This window comes from Moheibacter sp. (assembly GCF_049672845.1).
Lineage (GTDB): Bacteria > Bacteroidota > Bacteroidia > Flavobacteriales > Weeksellaceae > Moheibacter.
The window spans coordinates 199,107-218,769 of record NZ_JBATWT010000008.1 but is presented as its reverse complement, the minus strand read 5'-3'; the positions used below and the strand labels follow the sequence as shown (position 1 = coordinate 218,769).

Below are 19,663 nucleotides of genomic sequence, written 5' to 3'. Positions count from 1 at the left end.
TAAGCTTTCATCTGACAAAGATAAAAATTATTTTTGGATTAAAAAAATATTTATTTTAATTAGTCAACATTACTTTAAAAGACTGAGTAGTGTAGACTATTTACATTTTCTCCGGCGAATCAATTCCCAATAATTCCAAAGAATTGGAAACTGCATAGGAAACCCATTGGCATAGCCACAAACGATAGTTTTTTAGATTTTCTTCTTCTGCTTTTAAAACCGAATGATTCTGATAAAACGAATTGAATAATTTCACTAAATCATAAACATAATTCGCAATCAAAGCCGGACTTAATTCTTCAGCCGCCTTTTGAATTGCTTCTTCGAAATTGTACAAATGACGAATGATTTCGGTTTCAGCCTCATTGATTTCAATCGAATTCAAATCAAATTCAGTCGGACTTTCTTTTCGTAAAATGGATTGAATCCGTGCATAAGTGTATTGAATAAAAGGTCCGGTATTTCCGTTAAAATCCACACTTTCTTTGGGGTCAAATAAAATTCCTTTTTTCGGATCGACTTTTAAAATGTAATATTTCAAAGCGCCCATCCCGATGATTTCGTACAATCTGTTTTTTTCTTCTTCCGAATAACCGTCCAGTTTGCCTAATTCAGACGAAATCTCTTTTGCAGTCTGGAACATGTCTTCCATCAATTCGTCTGCATCTACAACGGTTCCTTCGCGGGATTTCATTTTTCCGTCCGGTAAATTGACCATGCCATAAGAAAGATGTTCCAATGAATCGGCCCATTTGTAGCCTAATTTCTTCAGAATTAAAAACAATACTTTAAAGTGATAATCTTGCTCATTTCCAACCACATAAATCAGTTTGTCAATGTCAAAAGTTTCAAATCTTTCCACTGCCGTTCCCAAATCCTGCGTCATATAAACCGAAGTTCCGTCGGAACGTAAAACCAGTTTTTCATCCAATCCTTCAGCAGTCAAATCAATCCAAACCGAACCGTCTTCTTTCTGATAAAAAACACCGGAATCCAATCCTTTTTGAATCAAATCTTTACCTAACAAATAAGTATTGCTTTCGTACTGATAATGGTCAAAATCGACGCCCAACCTTTTGTAAGTTTCACCAAATCCTTCATAAACCCAACCGTTCATTTTCGCCCAAAGATTTCGGATTTCTTCTTCTCCGGCTTCCCATTTTATCAGCATTTCCTGTGCTTCTTTGAAAAGCGATGCATTCTTTTTGGCTTCGTCTTCACTTTGACCTTGAGAAATTAAATCTTTGATTTCTTCGCGATAATGTTTGTCGAATTCCACATAATATTTCCCTACCAAATGATCGCCTTTCATTCCTGAACTTTCAGGTGTTTCGCCGTTCCCGAATTTCTCCCAGGCAATCATAGATTTACAAATATGAATTCCACGGTCGTTGATGATTTGGATTTTCTGAACCTTATGTCCCGCTGCTTTGAAAATATTCGCAACCGAATAACCCAAAAGATTGTTTCGGATATGTCCCAAATGAATTGGTTTATTGGTGTTAGGTGAAGAATATTCCACCATTACCGATTTCGCTTCGGGATGATTTTCTGTAAAGCCAAATTTCGTTTTTGAAGCATTTTCAACCAGATTACTCAACCAGAATTCACTTGGAAAACTTAAATTCAAAAAACCTTTTACGACATTAAATCCCGAAATCAGATTTTTGGAAAGCAAAGCATTTCCGATTTCATTTCCCAGTGCTTCCGGATTTTTTTTCAGCTCTTTGATTAATGGGAAAGTAACCAAAGTATATTGACCTTCAAATTCTTTGCGGGTATTTTGAATCTCAAGGCGCTCCGGACTATAATTATAAAGTTCATTTATAGTTTGGGAGAGGATTTCAGTTGTTTTTTGCTTAAGATTCATTATTGAAATGTTGAATGTTATATGAATGGTTCGACAAACTCACTAAGACGACTTGTGATCACCCTGAGCCTGTCGAAGGGTAATTAATTATTTGCGATGGTGGTGAAAACGTTTTGAACGTCATCATCTTCTTCTATTTTTTCCAGCAATTTGTCCAAATCGGCTTGTTGTTCTTCGGTTAACTCTTTGGTTACTTGCGGAATTCGGTCAAATCCACTTGAAATGATTTCAATATTATTTTCCTCGAAATATTTCTGCATCTGACCAAAACTTTCAAAAGGTGCATAAACCACAAGATTTCCTTCTTCTTCAAACAATTCTTCTGCACCGTAATCAATCAGTTCCAGTTCCAATTCTTCGATGTCGAGACCTTCGCCTTTCACAGTAAAGTTACAAATATGGTCAAACATGAATTCTACCGAACCTTGTGTTCCGAGCGTTCCGTTGCATTTATTGAAATAGCTGCGGATGTTGGCAACCGTACGATTATTATTATCGGTCGCTGTTTCAATCAAAATCGCAATTCCGTGTGGGCCGTAACCTTCAAACAAAACTTCTTTGAAGTTAGCCGTGTCTTTATCGGTTGCTTTTTTGATGGCGCGTTCTACGTTTTCCTTCGGCATATTGGCAGCCTTGGCGTTCTGAATGACCGCTCTCAATCTGGAGTTAGCTTCCGGATTGGGACCGCCTTCTTTTACCGCCATTACGATGTCCTTCCCGATTCGGGTAAAAGTTTTGGCCATCGTGGCCCAACGTTTCATTTTTCTGCCTTTTCTGAATTCAAACGCTCTTCCCATTTTTTATGATTTTTTGAGGTGCAAAATTAAGGATTTTTGAATGGTTTTTATAAGTAATCAAAAAAAACCTTCGGTTAGTTGAAATCCGAAGGTTTGATTGATGTAGTTATTATAATCTCTCAATTATTTCAAATAAGTTTCTAAAAACTGATCCTGTTCCCAAAGCAAATGCAAAATATTTTCTTTGGCTACATATCCATGACTTTCTTTGGGTAAAATGACCATTCGAACCGGTGCACCCAAGCCTTTCAAAGCTTGGAAGTATCTTTCGGTTTGCAATGTGAATGTTCCCGGATTATTATCCGCCTCGCCATGCGTCAAAAGCATCGGCGTTTTCATTTTTTCAGCATTCATAAAGGGTGACATTCGGTTGTAAACTTCTGGCGCTTCCCAATAATTTCTTTGTTCTCTTTGGAAACCAAACGGTGTCAATGTGCGATTATAAGCACCGCTTCGGGCAATTCCACAAGCAAATAAATCGGAATGTGTCAAAAGATTGGCCGTCATAAAGGCGCCATAAGAATGTCCGCCAACACCGACTCTTTTTCGGTCGATGTAACCCAATTTATCCACGGCATCAATCGCTGCTTCTGCATTCCAGATCAATTGTTCCACAAACGTATCATTGGGTTCCGTATCTCCTTCGCCGATGATAGGGAAAGCGGCATCATCCAAAACAGCGTAGCCGCGCGTTACCCAATACACAAAGCTTCCATAATAAGGAAACGTAAATTCATTCGGATTGTGACTGGATTGTCCCGCACTGTTTTTGTCTTTGTATTCGGACGGATAAGCCCATATCAACAAAGGAAGTTTTTCTTTTTTCTTTTTATCATATCCCGCTGGTAAATAAAGCGTTCCCGATAGTTCAACACCGTCTTTTCTCTGGTATTTAATCACTTCTTTGTGAACATCTTTGATGCTTTCAAACGGATTTTTGAAATCAGTCAGTTGGGTGATGCTTTCTTTGCGATTTAAATTACGGAAATAATAATTCGGATAGTCCGTTGCCGACTCAATCCTGACCAAAGCAGTTCCTTTTTTGAAGTCCGTAATCGTGAAAATGTTTTCTATTTTGTCTTTGTAAGTGGACTGATACCAACGAGTGGTTTTTAATGTTTTCAAATCCAATTTGTCAATGAACGGAAATTGCCCTTCGGGTGTATATCCTTCACCAATCAGATAAGTTGTAGTGCCGTCAATGGCTAGAACATAACGACCAAATTCATTTTTGCGCGTTTCGAAACTTCCAGGATCACTGTAAATATCCTGATAATTCCTATCGGAAATTAATTTGGGTTGAGAACCGGGTTGTGAAGGATTGAGAAGGTAAGTTCTTAAACTTCTTGTATCGTACCATTGATCCATTAAAATTGCATAATTCTCATTTCCCCATTGAATTCCCGCAAAACGCTGTACGGTTTTGGTAAGCAATTTCGGAGCAGAATCAAAAGGCGCTTTCCAGGTATAAACCGCATCCCGGAATTCGACTTCTTTGGCTGGGTCGCCTTCGTCAAGCGCTTCTACATAAACCAAAGTTGATGGAAGGTCAGATCTCCAATACATCGATCTTTTTCCCTGACGAACCGCCATGAAACCTTTGGGCATTACTTCGGCCAAATCCAGTTGATTTACTTGTTTTACCAGATTTCCTTCTGAAGTATAAACGCTTTGTTCCGAAGGAAAACGACTAAAAGGAACTAGATAAGAAAAAGGTTTTTGAATGGTCGAAATCATCACATATTCTCCGTCAGGAGAGAAGCTGATGTTTCGATACATAGCCTTATCCTTAAAAAGCTTTACATCACCATTTAAATTGACTTTGTAAATCTGAGTCGTTGTGATTTGTTCGAAATTATATTCATCGGTTTTATTTTTCAATAAATCCTGATAGGTTCTGTTTTGAGAAACCGATCCGTCTGAAACTGAAACAATCGGTCCTTCGGGCAATTCCTTTTCGGGATCAATCAATTTCAAATTATCCTGAACGGTTGTAACCAAAAGATTCTGATTATCACTAAACCAAGTAATGGGATTTCCTAAATTCGCATTCAGTGGTTGGGTGGAGATTTTCTTTGCTGTGGCTGATTTTATATCCAAAATCCAAAGCTCCAAACCATTTTTACCGGTATTTGTAAAGGCGATTTTGGACTCGTCAGGCGACCAGGTCAGATAAGCAATCCTTGGATTTTCGGGAAGCCCTTTGACTTGAATTTCATTTTTATCGCTAATTTTTCGAACTTTCAGATTGTTCAAATAAGTAATCGTACTCGAAATATGATGATCGGGGTTGATGCGAAGTCCGCCCAGACGCAATTCTTCCTGATTCAAATCATCGAGGGATTTATAAGTGTTTCGATAAGTTAAAATCATATAATTTTTATCGGAATCCATCAAAACGCCGGGAGGCCTTTCGTATTCCACCAAATCCAAAATTTCTTTGGGTGGTTTTTGAAAACTGATGTTTTCTTGTGCAAAAAGACTAAAGCTGAATAAAAAAGATACCGTGAAAAATAAAATGCGTTGGGTCATACTTTGAATTATTTTATCAATTTTTCAAATATAATGAATGATTGTTGATTGGTTCAGGATAATTCTCATATCTAATCAAACATTGATTTTTTCTCAACAAAGGACTTCGGAATGTTTCTCCAACTTGAAGGCAAATCTTATCTTTGTGCCAAAGAACTAAAGAGGTATGAGCGTAATTGAACAATATCAGGAATTAATCGGTAAGGAATTAGAGAAAAATTCATTTGTAGGAGTAGAGCCCAAAGGTTTGTATGAGCCTTGTGACTATATTTTAAGCATCGGCGGAAAAAGACTCCGGCCTGTGATTGTGATGTTAGGTTCTTATGTTTTTGACGGAAATCCTGAAAATGTGGTAAAACCGGCACTCGCAATTGAGTATTTCCATAATTTCTCATTGATGCATGATGATATCATGGACGAGGCACCTTTGCGAAGAGGAAAAGAAACCGTTCATTTAAAATACAACATCAATACGGGAATTCTCTCTGGTGATGCTATGCTGATTCAGGCTTACAGAATGTTTGAAGATCTTCCGGCCGAGAAATTTAAAGCCGTAACTCAGTTGTTTTCCAAAACTGCAGTGGAACTCTGTGAAGGTCAACAATACGATATGAATTTTGAGACCCAGAAAGAGGTTTCTTTTGAAGAATACATAAAAATGATTATGCTTAAAACCGGTGTGATGATGGGCGCTTCACTTCAGATCGGAGCGATGATTGCCGACGCCAAAGAAGAAGATTATCTGAATTTGTATGAATTTGGTCGAAATCTAGGAATTGCTTTTCAGCTGAAAGATGATTATCTGGATGTGTTCGGACAGCAGGATTTCGGGAAAATTCATGCAGGTGACATCATCGAAAATAAAAAGACAATCCTTTATATTAAAGCGCTGGAATTGGCTACTCAACAAGACAAAGACGAACTGAAATTTTGGTACAGCATGAAAACCGATAATATCGACAAAGTCTATGCGGTGGAAAAAATATTCAGAATGGCCAAAGTGGACTACGAAGTAATGACTTTAATTGGTCACTACACCGATATTGCGATGAGTTACCTGGATAAAATTCTGGTGGCAGATGAGAAAAAAGAACAATTGAAAGAACTGGCGGCTTCCTTGATTGACAGACAGATTTAATGAAATTCAGAACTGAATTAAATATTCCGGAATCCGACCGGAAAATTACGCATTTCCGTCCCGTTTTGGGTATCGGCTCTTGTTTTGTGGATTCAATCGGGGAGAAGCTTGAATCGTCTAAATTTCAGGTTTTATCAAATCCTTTCGGGACTTTGTTTCATCCGCTTGCGATTGAAAACGCATTGGCGAGAATTCTTTCCTTGACAAAATATACTCCGGATGAAATTTTTAAATTCGGTGAGGTCTTTTTCAGTTGGGATCACCATACATCCTTTAGTCAGATTTCACTCAATGCGACTTTGAATAAAATCAATTCCGAACTGGAATTGGCCAATGATTTCATTCAAAAAGCCGATGTTTTCCTTTTGACATTTGGGACTGCCTGGGTGTATCGGATCAAAGAAATGGGAATTTTTGTAGCGAATTGCCATAAAGTCCCCAATTCCAATTTCGATAAATATTTATTGGATGACAAACAAATTCAGGCTTCGCTCAAGAATTGTTTCAATTTAATTCTGGATATCAATCCCAATGCCCAAATCATCGCAACCGTCAGTCCGGTACGGCATACCAAAGATGGAATCGTGGAAAACAGTTTAAGTAAATCCAAACTGATTTCGAATTTATACGATGTCGCACAGAAATTTGAAACTGTCGAATATTTTCCGGCCTACGAACTGATGATGGACGATTTGCGAGATTATCGGTTTTACAAAAAAGATTTAGTACATCCTTCCGATATGGCGGTGGATTATATCTGGGAGAAATTCTCATCCACTTATTTCGATTCCGAAACCAATGAGAAAATCAAAATAGCAGAAAAAATCGGAAAAGCGATTGCACATCGACCGCTGAACGCATCGACGACTTCCTATAAAGAATTTTTATACAAAACCGGCAAGAAGATTGAATCGGTTGAAAGTTTATTTCCAAAAAATAGCTTTGAACCCGAAAAATCATTACTCCAAAATTTAATGAAAAATGCTGATTGATACGCACACCCATTTATATTCCGAAGAATTTGACAACGACCGAGATGAAATGATTCAACGCGCTCGCGAAGCAGGAATCCAAAAGTTTTACATTCCCGCAATTGATTCAACTTATACCGAAAGGATGCTGGATTTGGAAAAGAAATATCCAAATATGCACCTGATGATGGGGTTACATCCTACCTACGTAAAGCCTGAAACCTATGAATTTGAACTCGAAGAAGTTAAGAAATGGTTGGATCAGCGCAGTTTTTCTGCCGTCGGCGAAATCGGGATTGATTTGTATTGGGACAAAACGACTTTAAACATTCAGCAAATTGCATTCAAAAAGCAAATTCATTGGGCCAAAGAAAAAGGACTGCCGATTGTGATTCATGGTCGTGAAAGTTTTGACGAAATCTTTGAAGTTTTAGAAGAAGAAAAAGACGAAAAACTTTTCGGAATTTTTCATTGTTTCACCGGAACGAAAGAACAAGCCCAGCGCGCAATTGACTTCCAAATGAAATTAGGAATAGGAGGAGTGGTGACCTTTAAAAATGGTAAAATTGATCAGTTTCTCCATGAAATTCCTTTGGAACATATTGTCTTGGAGACCGATTCGCCTTATCTCGCACCCGTTCCTCATCGAGGAAAACGAAACGAATCTTCCTATGTTCTCAATGTCGTGAAAAAGCTTTCGGAAATTTACGGATTGAGTGAAAAAGAAATAGCTCAGACAACTTCACAGAACGCTTTGTCTGTTTTCGCTGACTGAGCTGTGTTTGGATTATAAAACCTTGAATTATCTTACCAACGTAAATTTGGTATTGATTACTTCAACGCCTTCTTGGTTAGTCGCTTTCAAAACATAGATTCCGGGTTGTAATGAACCGCTAAGGTTAACTTTGTAATCTCCGATTGAATTTACAGTCAGGTTTTTAGAATAAATCTGTTTGTTATTCAGATTCCAAACTGTAACATGTAAAGTGGAATTTTCTGTTGATTTAGAAACTATATTCAATTCACTGTTTTTCACGATTGTAGGATAAAGGCTATACTTGGATTGGGCATTTGCAAATTCATCCAAAGTACTTTGACGTAGGAAATAAGGACTTGCCAAATCATAAACCGGAACTGAATAATCCGATTTGAAAGTCGCTTCCAATGTATTCATATCCAACACGTACAATCCATGTGCAGAAGTAGTGGCCAAAAGTACATTTCCGTCTTTCATCACTGCCGCGCCGTTTACGGTATATCCGTTGGCCAAACCATTGATTTTCCCGATGTATTCTGCATTTAATTTATTGGGATTGAATTTAAAAACATTGGCCGAAGCGGAAATCACATAAAGATTTCCAAAAGCATCTGCAATCATATCACCACCATAAACTGAAGTTTCAACGCCCGAAGCTTTAGCAAATTCAGCGATTCCGCTCACGCTACCTAAATTCTGAATGGAACCACTTGATGAAATTTTCAATAATTCAGACCCATCGTTATTCAACGCATAAATAAATCCGTCTGATCCGGTCGTCATTCTCGCAAAATAGGTTCCCTGATTTTTATTGTTTACCAATGTGTTAGGTACGTCAATTAAAGTCCCGGTTTTTGATGAGGTATTGATCATTGAAACTTTGTTTCCGTTCATAGGCAAATAAAATAAATCGCCATTTTGCGCAACTGTCATCGCCGCAATGTATTTTCCACAACTACAAGTTTTGGTAACATCTGCAGTCAGTGATTCAAAATTCACTTTATCGGCTTTGGTCAGCAAAATGCTGGAAGCATTCAGATTGTTAACATCAATTTTGCGGAAATCATTGAACTCGATTTTTCCTTTTGTAAGACCGGTTGCAGCAACAATATCTTGCGCATTTGTAAAGTATCCGGCCATGAAAACAGAACAAAATAATAAAGTTTTTTTCATAATTAAATTCTTATGGTTTTAGGTTACTAAAGTTATAGTATAAATTTCAGACTACATAAGAAATTTTTGAATTTTAAAATTTAGCGACATTTTGACACTTCAATGTGCTCTAATTTAATTAATTAAGACAAAATGACATATAAGAATAAGGATTTTTGTGTTGGAATATAAATTGACAAATTAAAGTTGTAACAAATTAATCTTTAAAATCTTAGATATGAATTCAATGATTAAACGAAACCAGGATTTATTTGGCGGACTTATGGAAAATTTATGGAATGATTCCAATTGGTTCAAACCTGAATTGACTTCCAAATTCTCTATGCCGGCCGTTAATATTAAAAATAGCGAGAATGAATTTGAAATCGAATTGGCCGCTCCCGGCTTGAAAAAAGAAGATTTCAATATTGAAGTAGAAGAAAATGTTTTGAAATTAAGTGTAAACAAAACGGCTGAAAACTTGGAGGAAAAAGAGAATTATACCCGAAAGGAATTCAGTTATTTCAACTTCCAAAGAAGTTTTGCCTTGCCAAAAGATTTGGTGGATACCGAAAATGTGCAGGCAACTTATGCGGATGGGATTCTTAAAGTTTTACTTCCAAAACAAAAGGAATTAAAAGAATCCGTAAAGAAAATTACAGTCCAGTAAAAACCATTATCAAATATTTACGGATGGCCTGACGATTCATTTCGTCAGGCTTTTTTTATACCCAATAATTGGAAAAATCAATCTCGAGTTAAATAAAATTACCGAGAAAAATACAACCGAATAAGCAATGATTTTCATCGGTTCCATTTCTTCCTTGAAATAAAATAAGGCCAATAAAAAACTGAAAACCGGATTTAGATATATGAATATTCCGGCCGTGGAGGAATTTAGTTTGTTGAGCGAAAAAACATTTAAAAACATCGGAAGTATCGTGAAAACACCCGCTATCAGAAATACAATTCCATAAAAGTAAGTTCCTTTTTCAGGCAATTCTTGTTGTTGGCTAAACAGCGGTAGTAAAATAATCGTTCCGAATACGATTTGAAAAGTCAAAGTGAAAAACCGATCAAGCTGATGATTTTTCTTCTGTAGAATTAAATAAATCGCATAAGAAAGGGCAATGATAAAACTGTAAAAAACATCCATAAAATGTCCAATCGACAGCAAAACACAACTCATCAAACTCAGCGAAACTGCAATCCACTGTACAGATGAAAGTCGGTCTTTCAGGAAAATATAAGCCAAAACCGTAGTGATGATCGGGCAGAGCATATAAGCAAGCGAAGTCGCATTGACACTGATTCGGTTCATCACATAAATGAACAAATACCAGTTAATCGCCAGCAAAATCGCACTGATGAAATTCAGTAAAATCAACCTTCGTTGATGTCTTTTGGAGAAACTTTTAAAAATTCGAATGTTTTCAAAACTCACTTTGCGACGGAAAATAAAACTAATCGCCAAAATCAAAACACTCGCCATCAAAACCCGCGACAAAAGTATATCCAACGAAGCATAATGGTCAATTGCTTTCAGCGGTAAACTGAACAATCCCCAAATGATAAAGGCAGATATAACCGCCAAATAATACTTTGTGTTCAACTTATTAAATCTTTGTGAGCTTAGTGCGAATCTTGGTGTTCTTTGTGGTACAAAACTCTAATTAGGAAGAATGTACTTAAATCAGTTTACCAAACAAATCAAATTCTTCCGCCGATTCGACTTCTACATCGACAAATTCTCCAATCGACAAATAAACATCTTCCGCCGGAATCAAAACCTCATTGTCCACATCGGGCGAATCAAATTCAGTTCTTCCTACGAAATAATTTCCCTCCTTGCGGTCGATCAAAACTTTGAATTGCTTCCCGATTTTCTCTTGATTCAATTCCCAAGAAATCTGCGATTGGACTTCCATTATTTCATCTACGCGACGCTGTTTCACTTCGGCCGGAACATTGTCCACCAAACCAAAAGCGTGCGTATTTTCTTCGTGCGAATACGTAAAACAACCCAAACGGTCAAAACGTTGTTGCTGAACCCATTCCTTCATTTCCAGAAATTGTTCTTCGGTCTCGCCCGGATATCCGCAAATCAAAGTCGTTCGGATCGCCATTCCCGGAACTTTTTCTCTGAATTTGTCTAGCAAAGCATTGGTTTTTTCAAAAGTAGTTCCACGACGCATTGACTTCAAAATATCGGTCGAAATATGTTGCAAGGGGATGTCGATGTAGTTACAAACTTTCGGTTCTTCACGAATTACATCCAAAACATCTTCTGGGAATCCGCTTGGGAAAGCATAATGCAGACGAATCCACTGAATTCCTTCCACTTTTACCAATTCTTTCAGCAAATCGGCCAAAGCTCTTTTTTTGTATATGTCCAATCCATAATACGTCAAATCCTGTGCGATCAAAATCAATTCTTTGGTTCCTTTTTTGGCCAGATTTTGCGCTTCTTTCACCAAGTTTTCAATTGGCGTGGATTTATGTCCACCACGCATCAAAGGAATCGCACAAAAGGAACAAGGCCGATCACAGCCTTCCGAAATTTTCAAATAAGCATAATGACGAGGCGTTGTGGTCAATCGCTCGCCGACCAATTCGTGTTTATAATCAGCACCCAAAGCTTTCAATAATAAAGGCAAATCACGTGTTCCGAAATATTGGTCCACATCGGGAATTTCCTTTTCCAAATCGGGTTTGTATCGTTCAGAAAGACATCCGGTCACGAAAACCTTCTCCACCAATCCGTCTTCTTTTCGCTGAACGAAATCCAGAATTGTGTTCACGCTTTCTTCCTTGGCATTGTCGATAAATCCGCAGGTATTGATCACCACAATTTCGCCTTGTTTTTCATGAACGACCTCTTTGCCATTGGCTTTGAGTTGCCCCATCAAAACTTCTGAGTCGTAAACATTTTTGGAACAGCCAAGCGTTACAATATTGATTTTCTTCTTACCCGTGGATTTTGTGCGCATAATTCCCTTGAAATTCAGGGCGCAAATTTACGTCTTTTATTTGGGTGAACGAATTTTTCAGCTTTTATTATTGCTTCTGTTTGTTCTACTGGGGAGGATTAAAATTATCCCAATTTCTGAGAGCTTTTTCCAAAGCTGGATGTGTACTATTTAAAACATTCATTAATTCAGTTTCATCTAATATTTTAGTTTGTTTCAATAAAGCATCCCAAAGTTTTCTAACTAACTCCATTCCGCCATCATCATAAATTTCCTCTGCCATTAAGTGAAATCTTGATTGATACCAACCATAATTATCTGGATAATTTCTTCCTAAATCATTGTAATAGTTTTCAAAATCAGTTAAGCTAGTATATTTTAACTTATCTTGAGGGGTTGCAGCTAAAATGGATTTTGTGAATACGCCAATGTTTGGAATTTGTTCAGGTGCATTTTGGGCCAAATAGGCATGAAGTAAAATATTGGCAAACAATTCATTTTGCCATAATCTTTGTTTGATCATTCCTGCAGATTTTTGATAAGCATGAGCCAATTCGTGTACGGCTAACAAATCAAATCCTTTACTTAAATTTAGTTCTCCATATTCATCTGAATATATATTGATCATTTGGTCAGCCAAAGATTTAGGAAGTAATTCCAAAGGCGGAATATTTCGTTTCCAAAACATATTATTATCAGATGCTACTATCAATAAATTATCTGAAGTATAATGAGGAATACCATATATCGCACCTTTTGCTGCATAGTTTGGCCAATCTTTTGGCGAAAGGATTAAAAGGGTAAAATTTGACGTTACCTTAAATTCTTTTTGAAAAAATTGATCAGCTTTTTCAACATCCGCATAAATCTTTTTCGCACGATTTTCAACTCCCGAACTAAAATAAACAGAATGTGCTATATCTTTCATTTTCGTTAAAGAGCTAAAATCTTGACCCAACACCATATGATTGGTCAACAATATCAAATAAAATAAGTAGTTGGTTTTCATAAGATTTTAATATTGATTATGATTGCTAATTTAAGGATTAACTTTTTTTTAAATTAAAAATCGATGTTAAAATTCTAGATATGAAAACATTATAAAAATAAGAAATTTGAAAACTACATAAATTAATAGAATTAATGTTTCAATTAAAAATAGATCTGAAAAAAAACAATAAATACATTATAGAACCTTTGCTCAATGATTAAATAAACTTATCATTGCTTCATTGCACCCGCTCCACCACCAAAAATTAGTTGATTTTCTTTTTTGAAATATTTATATGGGAAAGCCTGTCCTACTTTTTTTCCTGGTGCTGGATCTATCCAAATTGGAGTTTCATTTACATATTCCACCATGATACACAAATAGGTCACATCCTCGTTATCAACCGCCAAAGGTTTCCCTTGTGCATTTGAAACATACGACCAAGTAATAGGTAAATCATTAAGTAATCCCGTAAAATCACCATTTAAAGTGACTCTTATTCCCATAGGTTCCTCTATATAATTCCCCACTACAAAACTGTTGTATTGATCGGTTTGTGCCGTATGAATCAAACAATCTTGGTTTGCCAAATCGGTTTTATCCTCAACCAAATAACGTGCGGAAGAATAGCCGCCTATTGTTTCATCTAAATACGACTTTACAAAACTCGCGGGTTTTTCACCTTTTTCCTGCATCAAATAAAAATAGAATTCTTCACTAAAACTTGTGGGATTTGAAGTGTATAAATAATTTTTTTCAGTTTCATAATTAAGGGCAATTTTTGGATTTTTTTCCCCATTCCAATAATGTTTTCCATCATCCAATAAATGGTAGTCTAGATAACTTGTGAAAGATGCATTTTCTTTAGAGATGTTTTGGCAGGTATTTATATGGATCCTATTTTCTGTTTTGGATACAGAATGATTAGTTAATGAGAATAAAGCATAATAGCTTCCTTCTTTTATTTCTTGTGAATTTCCTATGGAAAAGATAAATAGAACTAAAAATAAGATAGTGTTTTTCATACATTGAAGTTATTCGTATTTCAAACTTAATTAATTAGAAAAATAAGAACAATACCTATTGGTAGTCATTTAGCATCGTAGATAATTGCCAATTATAATTAATCTGTAATTGATTGAATTAACAGCAACATCAAAATTAAATTCATTAAAAAATGCATACATCGAGCATTTAACTTCTCATTTCGCATTTAAAAAAAAACTCTATTTTTGGTCTAACCATTTTAAATGGTTATTAAACACGACACATGACAGACTTTTTAAATTCCGTTAATGATATTATCTGGAGTAGCGCATTGATTTTTTTATGTATTGGCGCTGGAATCTATTTTTCAATTACGACCAAATTCCTTCAAATCACCAATTTCAAGGACATGCTCAAATTATTGTTTGCCAAGGCAACCAACGATTCGGGCGTTTCATCATTCCAAGCATTTGCGGTAGCACTTTGCGGACGTATTGGAACTGGAAACATTGTAGGTGTGGCAACGGCCATTGCTATGGGTGGACCGGGAGCCATTTTTTGGATGTGGATCATCGCCATTCTCGGATCTGCAACTGCTTACATTGAGGCAACTTTGGGACAGATTTACAAAGAAAAGAAAGACGGCGAATACCGTGGTGGACCTGCCTATTACATCGAAAAGGGAATGGGAGTGAAGTGGTATGCGATGCTTTTTGCTTTGGTAACCATTATTTCGACCGGACTTCTTTTGCCCAGTGTTCAGAGCAATAGTATTTCCAATAGCGTTCAAACAGCTTTCAGTATTCCCACGCATTATACCGGGATTGTATTGGTCATTTTGGTTATTTTGATTATTTCCGGAGGAATAAAACGGATTTCAAAGTTTTCTGAAATCGTGGTGCCGATTATGAGTGGCGGCTATATTTTATTGGCATTGATTATCATTGGACTAAACATCGGTCAAATCCCTGCAATGATTTCCTTGATTATTAAATCTGCATTTGGATTCGAAGAAGCCTTTGGCGGAATCATAGGTGCGGCAATTTCTTGGGGTGTCAAACGTGGGATTTATTCCAATGAAGCCGGGCAGGGAACAGCGCCTCACGCAGCTTCTGCAGCGGCGATAACTCATCCGGCCAAACAAGGATTGGTTCAGGCTTTCTCCGTTTATGTTGATACACTTTTGGTTTGTACGGCCACTGCTTTTATGATTTTGATAACGGGTCAATACAATATAACGCCCGCCGGATCCGAAGCCCTTATAGAAAACATCCCCGGCGTTGACTATACAGCATTTACCCAATATGCAATTGCTTCTGTATTTCCCGCATTAGGTAAGGCATTCGTGGCGATTGCCTTGTTCTGTTTTGCCTTTACCACCATCATTGCCTATTATTATATGGCCGAAACCAATTTCGCTTACCTCGACAAAAAGAACCGCTATTTCAAATACGGAAAATGGGTAATAGCCTTCATGGTTCTCTTTTCCACTTATTATGGAGCAGTCAAAACAGCCGATGCTGCCTGGACTTTGGGAGATATCGGAGTAGGAAGTATGGCATGGCTCAACTTAATCGCGATTCTGATTCTTCGAAAACCCGCCCTAAAAGCACTCAAAGATTATCGGGCACAAAAGAAACAAGGAAAAGACCCACAATTCAACCCCAAAGAATTGGGAATTAAAAATGCGGAGTATTGGGAGAGTCCGACCAAAGATGACTAATTAGAAAAGGATTTGAATACTTAAAATAAATTTTCTGACTTTCTGATTTTGCTTCGAATTAATATAATTTAACTTTTGAATTAAATCAGTTTAGAAGCGAACTTCTAAAATCTACTTTCAAATTTCAGACTTCTGAATATTATCGTATTTTTGAAACCTCTTTGCGTTTTACCCAAACGCATTCACAAAAACACAATAAAATGTCAGAAACAATAGATAAAAAAGAATTCGATATCCGTAAAGACGTTTATAAACCCAAAAATCCCATTCGGGTCGTTACGGCCGCTTCCCTTTTTGACGGTCACGATGCCGCTATCAATATCATGCGACGAATGATCCAGCGAACAGGAGTGGAGGTCATTCATCTTGGGCATGATCGAAGCGTAGAAGAAGTCGTAGATACCGCCATTCAGGAAGATGCGCAAGCGATTGCCATGACTTCTTATCAAGGCGGACACAACGAATATTTTAAATATATGTATGATTTGCTTCAGGAAAAAGGAGCCGGTCATATCAAGATTTTTGGTGGTGGTGGAGGTGTTATTCTTCCTTCTGAAATCAAAGATTTAATGGAGTATGGAATTTGCCGCATTTATTCCCCCGACGACGGACGTGATTTGGGTTTGCAAGGGATGATCAATGATTTGGTGATGAAATCGGATTTCCCGACAGGTGATAAAATGACCGAAGAAATGATTAATTCACTTGAGAAAAAAGACAACCACCATTTGGCGCAAACCATTTCTGCATTTGAAAATAATTTTGAAGTTTACGAATCATTCTTTAATGAAGTAAAAAAGAAAGCCGACCAGAAAAACCCACCGATTTTGGGAATGACGGGAACCGGAGGCGCCGGAAAATCTTCGTTGGTAGATGAATTGGTGCGCAGATATCTTTTGGATTTCCCCGATAAAACCATTGGAATTATTTCGGTGGATCCCACCAAACGCAAAACAGGTGGCGCACTTTTGGGCGATAGAATCCGAATGAATTCCATCAATAACCCCCGTGTTTATATGCGCTCCATGGCGACGCGTCAGGAAAATTCCTCGATCTCCAAACACATTGCGCCGGCATTGGAAGTTTTGAAAGCCGCCGGATTTGATTTGATCATCTTGGAAACTTCAGGAATCGGACAGTCCGGAGCGGAAGTGATGGAATACGCCGACGTTCCGATGTACGTGATGACGCCCGAATACGGAGCAGCAACTCAATTGGAAAAGATTGATATGCTGGATTTTGCGGACATCGTAGCCATCAATAAATTCGACAAAAAAGGAGCAGAAGATGCCTTGCGCGATGTGAAAAAAACCTATCAGCGCAACCACGAAAGGTTTAGCGAATCGCCTGAAAATATGCCGGTTTATCCGACACGTGCTTCGCAATTTAACGATGCGGGTACCAATCAACTTTACAAAGCCTTAATGGCTAAATTGAATGAATTTTCAAAGGGTAATTTTGAGTCCAATCTTGCTTTTGACAAAGTAGCCAAAGAACAAGTTACCGCTGTTATTCCGCCTAAACGTGTTCGTTATCTTTCTGAGATTGTGGAGAACAATCAAGATTATGATAAATGGGCCGAAGAACAAAGTAAATTGGCGCAAGAAGTTTATGCTTTAGAGATTTCAACTAAAATTTTAAGTGAAGAAGGTCAAGCTTCTAATTTAGAAGAAATTAAGAATAAAAAATTAGAAAGAATTACACCGGAAAATAAAACACTTATTACCCAATGGAATGAAAAGAAAAAGAAATATTCAGATGAAATTTATTCGTTCAAAGTTCGTGACAAAGAAATAAAAATTAAAACCCATACTGAATCCCTTTCTCACCTTCAAATTCCAAAAGTTTCATTGCCAAGATACGAAGCTTGGGGTGATATTTTGAAATGGAGTTTACAGGAAAATGTTCCGGGAGAGTTCCCTTATACCGCTGGAATTTATCCATTTAAAAGAACGGGAGAAGATCCGACGCGTATGTTTGCTGGAGAAGGAGGCCCGGAAAGAACCAATCGTCGTTTCCATTATGTAAGTTTGGGAATGCCGGCAGCTCGTTTGTCCACCGCTTTTGATAGTGTGACTTTATACGGACAGGATCCGGCAACGCGTCCCGATATTTACGGGAAAATAGGGAATGCCGGAGTTTCCATTGCGACTTTGGACGATGCCAAAAAATTATATTCAGGATTTGACCTTTGCGCACCTACCACTTCGGTTTCCATGACCATCAACGGGCCTGCTCCGATGTTGTTAGGTTTTTTTATGAACGCCGCGATTGATCAACAATGCGAGCGATACATCAAAGAAAACGGACTCGAAGCCAAAGTGGAAGCCCGATTGAAAGAAAAATTTGACGATAAGGGTTTAAAACGACCTGAATACAATGGACCTTTGCCGGAAGGAAATGATGGTTTGGGATTGATGCTTTTGGGATTAACGGGCGATGAAGTTTTACCTTCCGATATTTACAGTGATATCAAAGCCCGAACACTGGCTACCGTTCGTGGAACGGTTCAGGCCGACATTCTGAAAGAAGATCAAGCACAAAACACCTGTATTTTCTCAACTGAATTTGCTCTTCGACTGATGGGCGACGTTCAGCAATATTTCATCGAACAAAAAGTACGAAATTTTTATTCGGTTTCAATTTCCGGATACCACATAGCAGAAGCCGGCGCCAATCCGATTTCGCAGTTGGCGTTTACTTTGGCAAACGGATTTACATATGTGGAATATTATCTGTCAAGAGGAATGCACATCGATGATTTCGCACCGAATTTATCTTTCTTCTTCTCCAATGGAATCGATCCGGAATATGCGGTAATCGGTCGAGTGGCAAGAAGGATTTGGGCGAAAGCCATGAAGCACAAATACGGCGGAAACGAACGTTCACAAATGTTGAAATACCACATTCAAACATCAGGTCGTTCGCTTCATGCACAAGAAATTGCGTTCAACGATATCCGAACAACTTTACAGGCACTTTATGCGATTTATGATAATTGTAATTCGCTGCATACCAATGCTTACGATGAAGCCATCACAACACCGACCGAAGAATCGGTACGTCGTGCAATGGCAATTCAGTTGATTATCAACAAAGAATTAGGGTTAGCCAAAAATGAAAATCCGATTCAAGGTTCTTTTATCATTGAAGAATTAACCGATTTGGTGGAAGAGGCCGTTTATGCAGAATTTGACCGACTAACAGATAGAGGAGGCGTTTTGGGTGCAATGGAAACGATGTACCAAAGAGGTAAAATTCAGGAAGAAAGTATGTATTATGAACATTTGAAACATACCGGCGAATTCCCGATTATTGGGGTAAATACTTTCTTGGGATCAGATGGTTCACCAACTGTTACACCAAACGAAGTCATCCGTTCGACGGAAGAAGAAAAGCAATTCCAAATTGATGCCGTGAAAAATTATCAGAAAGCCAATGCAGCGCATTCAGAAAATTGTCTGAAAAAGCTAACGGATGTAGCATTGAACAATGGAAATCTCTTTGAAGAAATTATGGAAGCGGTAAAATTTAATTCGCTTGGCGAAATTACCAATTCGCTTTTCAATGTAGGAGGGAAGTACAGACGGAATATGTAGATTTTGTTGAGTGTTGGAAGTAGGGTGATTCTTTTCCTGTAACATAAAAATAGTAACCTTGTCAAGGGTTTGAAACCTTGACAAGGTTTTTTTGTTGATGGTTAAAAAAAGCGAACTTTGAAAGAGTTCATTTTTTGAATAAGTTTGGAAAACCAAATAAAAATGTATAAATTTGAA

At 37.6% G+C, this 19,663-nt stretch carries 14 protein-coding genes; 6 read left to right on the top strand and 8 right to left on the bottom strand.

The window, feature by feature from the left end; translation table 11 throughout:
• Positions 1 to 100 precede the first annotated feature (100 nt).
• The 3 genes from argS to WBF63_RS03875 form a co-directional block, all read right to left on the bottom strand.
• Positions 101 to 1,870, bottom strand: a complete 1,770-nt coding sequence (gene argS / locus WBF63_RS03885) for an arginine--tRNA ligase (RefSeq protein ID WP_424368384.1) — start codon at positions 1,868 to 1,870, stop codon at positions 101 to 103.
• A gap of 83 nt (positions 1,871 to 1,953) precedes the next feature.
• On the bottom strand, positions 1,954 to 2,667 hold the full coding sequence (locus tag WBF63_RS03880; protein WP_424368383.1) for a YebC/PmpR family DNA-binding transcriptional regulator: 714 nt from the start codon (positions 2,665 to 2,667) through the stop codon (positions 1,954 to 1,956).
• Between the two features lie 123 nt (positions 2,668 to 2,790).
• Positions 2,791 to 5,199, bottom strand: a complete 2,409-nt coding sequence (locus WBF63_RS03875) for a prolyl oligopeptidase family serine peptidase (RefSeq protein ID WP_424368382.1) — start codon at positions 5,197 to 5,199, stop codon at positions 2,791 to 2,793.
• Between the two features lie 166 nt (positions 5,200 to 5,365).
• Here WBF63_RS03875 and WBF63_RS03870 point away from each other — a divergent pair, with 166 nt between their 5' ends.
• The 3 genes from WBF63_RS03870 to WBF63_RS03860 are packed head-to-tail and all read left to right on the top strand — an operon-like array spanning position 5,366 to position 8,083.
• Positions 5,366 to 6,337, top strand: a complete 972-nt coding sequence (locus WBF63_RS03870; RefSeq protein WP_424368381.1) for a polyprenyl synthetase family protein — start codon at positions 5,366 to 5,368, stop codon at positions 6,335 to 6,337.
• Positions 6,337 to 7,329, top strand: a complete 993-nt coding sequence (locus WBF63_RS03865) for a GSCFA domain-containing protein (RefSeq protein WP_424368380.1) — start codon at positions 6,337 to 6,339, stop codon at positions 7,327 to 7,329. Before WBF63_RS03870 ends, WBF63_RS03865 begins: the two co-directional genes overlap by 1 nt.
• Positions 7,319 to 8,083, top strand: a complete 765-nt coding sequence (locus tag WBF63_RS03860; protein ID WP_424368379.1) for a TatD family hydrolase — start codon at positions 7,319 to 7,321, stop codon at positions 8,081 to 8,083. Before WBF63_RS03865 ends, WBF63_RS03860 begins: the two co-directional genes overlap by 11 nt.
• Before the next feature lie 27 nt (positions 8,084 to 8,110).
• On the opposite strand, the gene WBF63_RS03855 is transcribed toward WBF63_RS03860, so the two are convergent.
• Positions 8,111 to 9,238: a hypothetical protein gene (locus WBF63_RS03855; protein ID WP_424368378.1), complete on the bottom strand. Its 1,128-nt coding sequence runs from the start codon at positions 9,236 to 9,238 to the stop codon at positions 8,111 to 8,113.
• Between the two features lie 217 nt (positions 9,239 to 9,455).
• On the opposite strand from WBF63_RS03855, the gene WBF63_RS03850 reads away from it, so the two are divergent.
• Positions 9,456 to 9,887 carry an Hsp20/alpha crystallin family protein gene (locus WBF63_RS03850; RefSeq protein WP_424368377.1) on the top strand — a complete coding sequence of 144 codons (432 nt, stop codon included), beginning with the start codon at positions 9,456 to 9,458 and terminating at the stop codon, positions 9,885 to 9,887.
• A 36-nt stretch (positions 9,888 to 9,923) separates the two neighbouring features.
• Here WBF63_RS03850 and WBF63_RS03845 read toward each other — a convergent pair whose 3' ends face one another.
• The 4 genes from WBF63_RS03845 to WBF63_RS03830 form a co-directional block, all read right to left on the bottom strand.
• The gene (locus tag WBF63_RS03845; protein ID WP_424368376.1) at positions 9,924 to 10,829 is read right to left on the bottom strand and encodes an EamA family transporter; all 906 of its coding nucleotides are present in this window, start codon (positions 10,827 to 10,829) and stop codon (positions 9,924 to 9,926) included.
• Positions 10,830 to 10,905: 76 nt separating this feature from the next.
• Complete coding sequence (gene rimO / locus WBF63_RS03840) at positions 10,906 to 12,207, bottom strand: 30S ribosomal protein S12 methylthiotransferase RimO (protein WP_424368375.1); 1,302 nt, start codon at positions 12,205 to 12,207, stop codon at positions 10,906 to 10,908.
• Positions 12,208 to 12,292: 85 nt separating this feature from the next.
• Positions 12,293 to 13,195, bottom strand: coding sequence for a hypothetical protein (locus WBF63_RS03835; RefSeq protein WP_424368374.1), 903 nt, complete (start codon positions 13,193 to 13,195; stop codon positions 12,293 to 12,295).
• Positions 13,196 to 13,407: 212 nt separating this feature from the next.
• A complete protein-coding gene (locus WBF63_RS03830; protein ID WP_424368373.1) occupies positions 13,408 to 14,202 on the bottom strand; it encodes a hypothetical protein in 795 nt (264 codons plus the stop codon).
• A 245-nt stretch (positions 14,203 to 14,447) separates the two neighbouring features.
• Here WBF63_RS03830 and WBF63_RS03825 point away from each other — a divergent pair, with 245 nt between their 5' ends.
• Together WBF63_RS03825 and WBF63_RS03820 are read left to right on the top strand one after the other, a co-directional pair.
• The gene (locus tag WBF63_RS03825; RefSeq protein ID WP_424368372.1) at positions 14,448 to 15,887 is read left to right on the top strand and encodes an alanine/glycine:cation symporter family protein; all 1,440 of its coding nucleotides are present in this window, start codon (positions 14,448 to 14,450) and stop codon (positions 15,885 to 15,887) included.
• A 200-nt stretch (positions 15,888 to 16,087) separates the two neighbouring features.
• The gene (locus WBF63_RS03820; protein ID WP_424368371.1) at positions 16,088 to 19,486 is read left to right on the top strand and encodes a methylmalonyl-CoA mutase family protein; all 3,399 of its coding nucleotides are present in this window, start codon (positions 16,088 to 16,090) and stop codon (positions 19,484 to 19,486) included.
• The last annotated feature ends 177 nt before the right edge of the window (positions 19,487 to 19,663 follow it).

Bases quoted from the DNA above. Each gene is read 5' to 3' on its own strand.
- WBF63_RS03870 (WP_424368381.1), top strand. From the start codon at position 5,366: ATGAGCGTAATTGAACAATATCAGGAATTAATCGGTAAGGAATTAGAG.
- WBF63_RS03830 (WP_424368373.1), bottom strand. From the start codon at position 14,202: ATGAAAAACACTATCTTATTTTTAGTTCTATTTATCTTTTCCATAGGA.
- WBF63_RS03855 (WP_424368378.1), bottom strand. From the start codon at position 9,238: ATGAAAAAAACTTTATTATTTTGTTCTGTTTTCATGGCCGGATACTTT.
- WBF63_RS03820 (WP_424368371.1), top strand. From the start codon at position 16,088: ATGTCAGAAACAATAGATAAAAAAGAATTCGATATCCGTAAAGACGTT.
- rimO (WP_424368375.1), bottom strand. From the start codon at position 12,207: ATGCGCACAAAATCCACGGGTAAGAAGAAAATCAATATTGTAACGCTT.
- WBF63_RS03860 (WP_424368379.1), top strand. From the start codon at position 7,319: ATGCTGATTGATACGCACACCCATTTATATTCCGAAGAATTTGACAAC.
- argS (WP_424368384.1), bottom strand. From the start codon at position 1,870: ATGAATCTTAAGCAAAAAACAACTGAAATCCTCTCCCAAACTATAAAT.
- WBF63_RS03835 (WP_424368374.1), bottom strand. From the start codon at position 13,195: ATGAAAACCAACTACTTATTTTATTTGATATTGTTGACCAATCATATG.
- WBF63_RS03825 (WP_424368372.1), top strand. From the start codon at position 14,448: ATGACAGACTTTTTAAATTCCGTTAATGATATTATCTGGAGTAGCGCA.
- WBF63_RS03850 (WP_424368377.1), top strand. From the start codon at position 9,456: ATGAATTCAATGATTAAACGAAACCAGGATTTATTTGGCGGACTTATG.
- WBF63_RS03875 (WP_424368382.1), bottom strand. From the start codon at position 5,199: ATGACCCAACGCATTTTATTTTTCACGGTATCTTTTTTATTCAGCTTT.
- WBF63_RS03865 (WP_424368380.1), top strand. From the start codon at position 6,337: ATGAAATTCAGAACTGAATTAAATATTCCGGAATCCGACCGGAAAATT.
- WBF63_RS03880 (WP_424368383.1), bottom strand. From the start codon at position 2,667: ATGGGAAGAGCGTTTGAATTCAGAAAAGGCAGAAAAATGAAACGTTGG.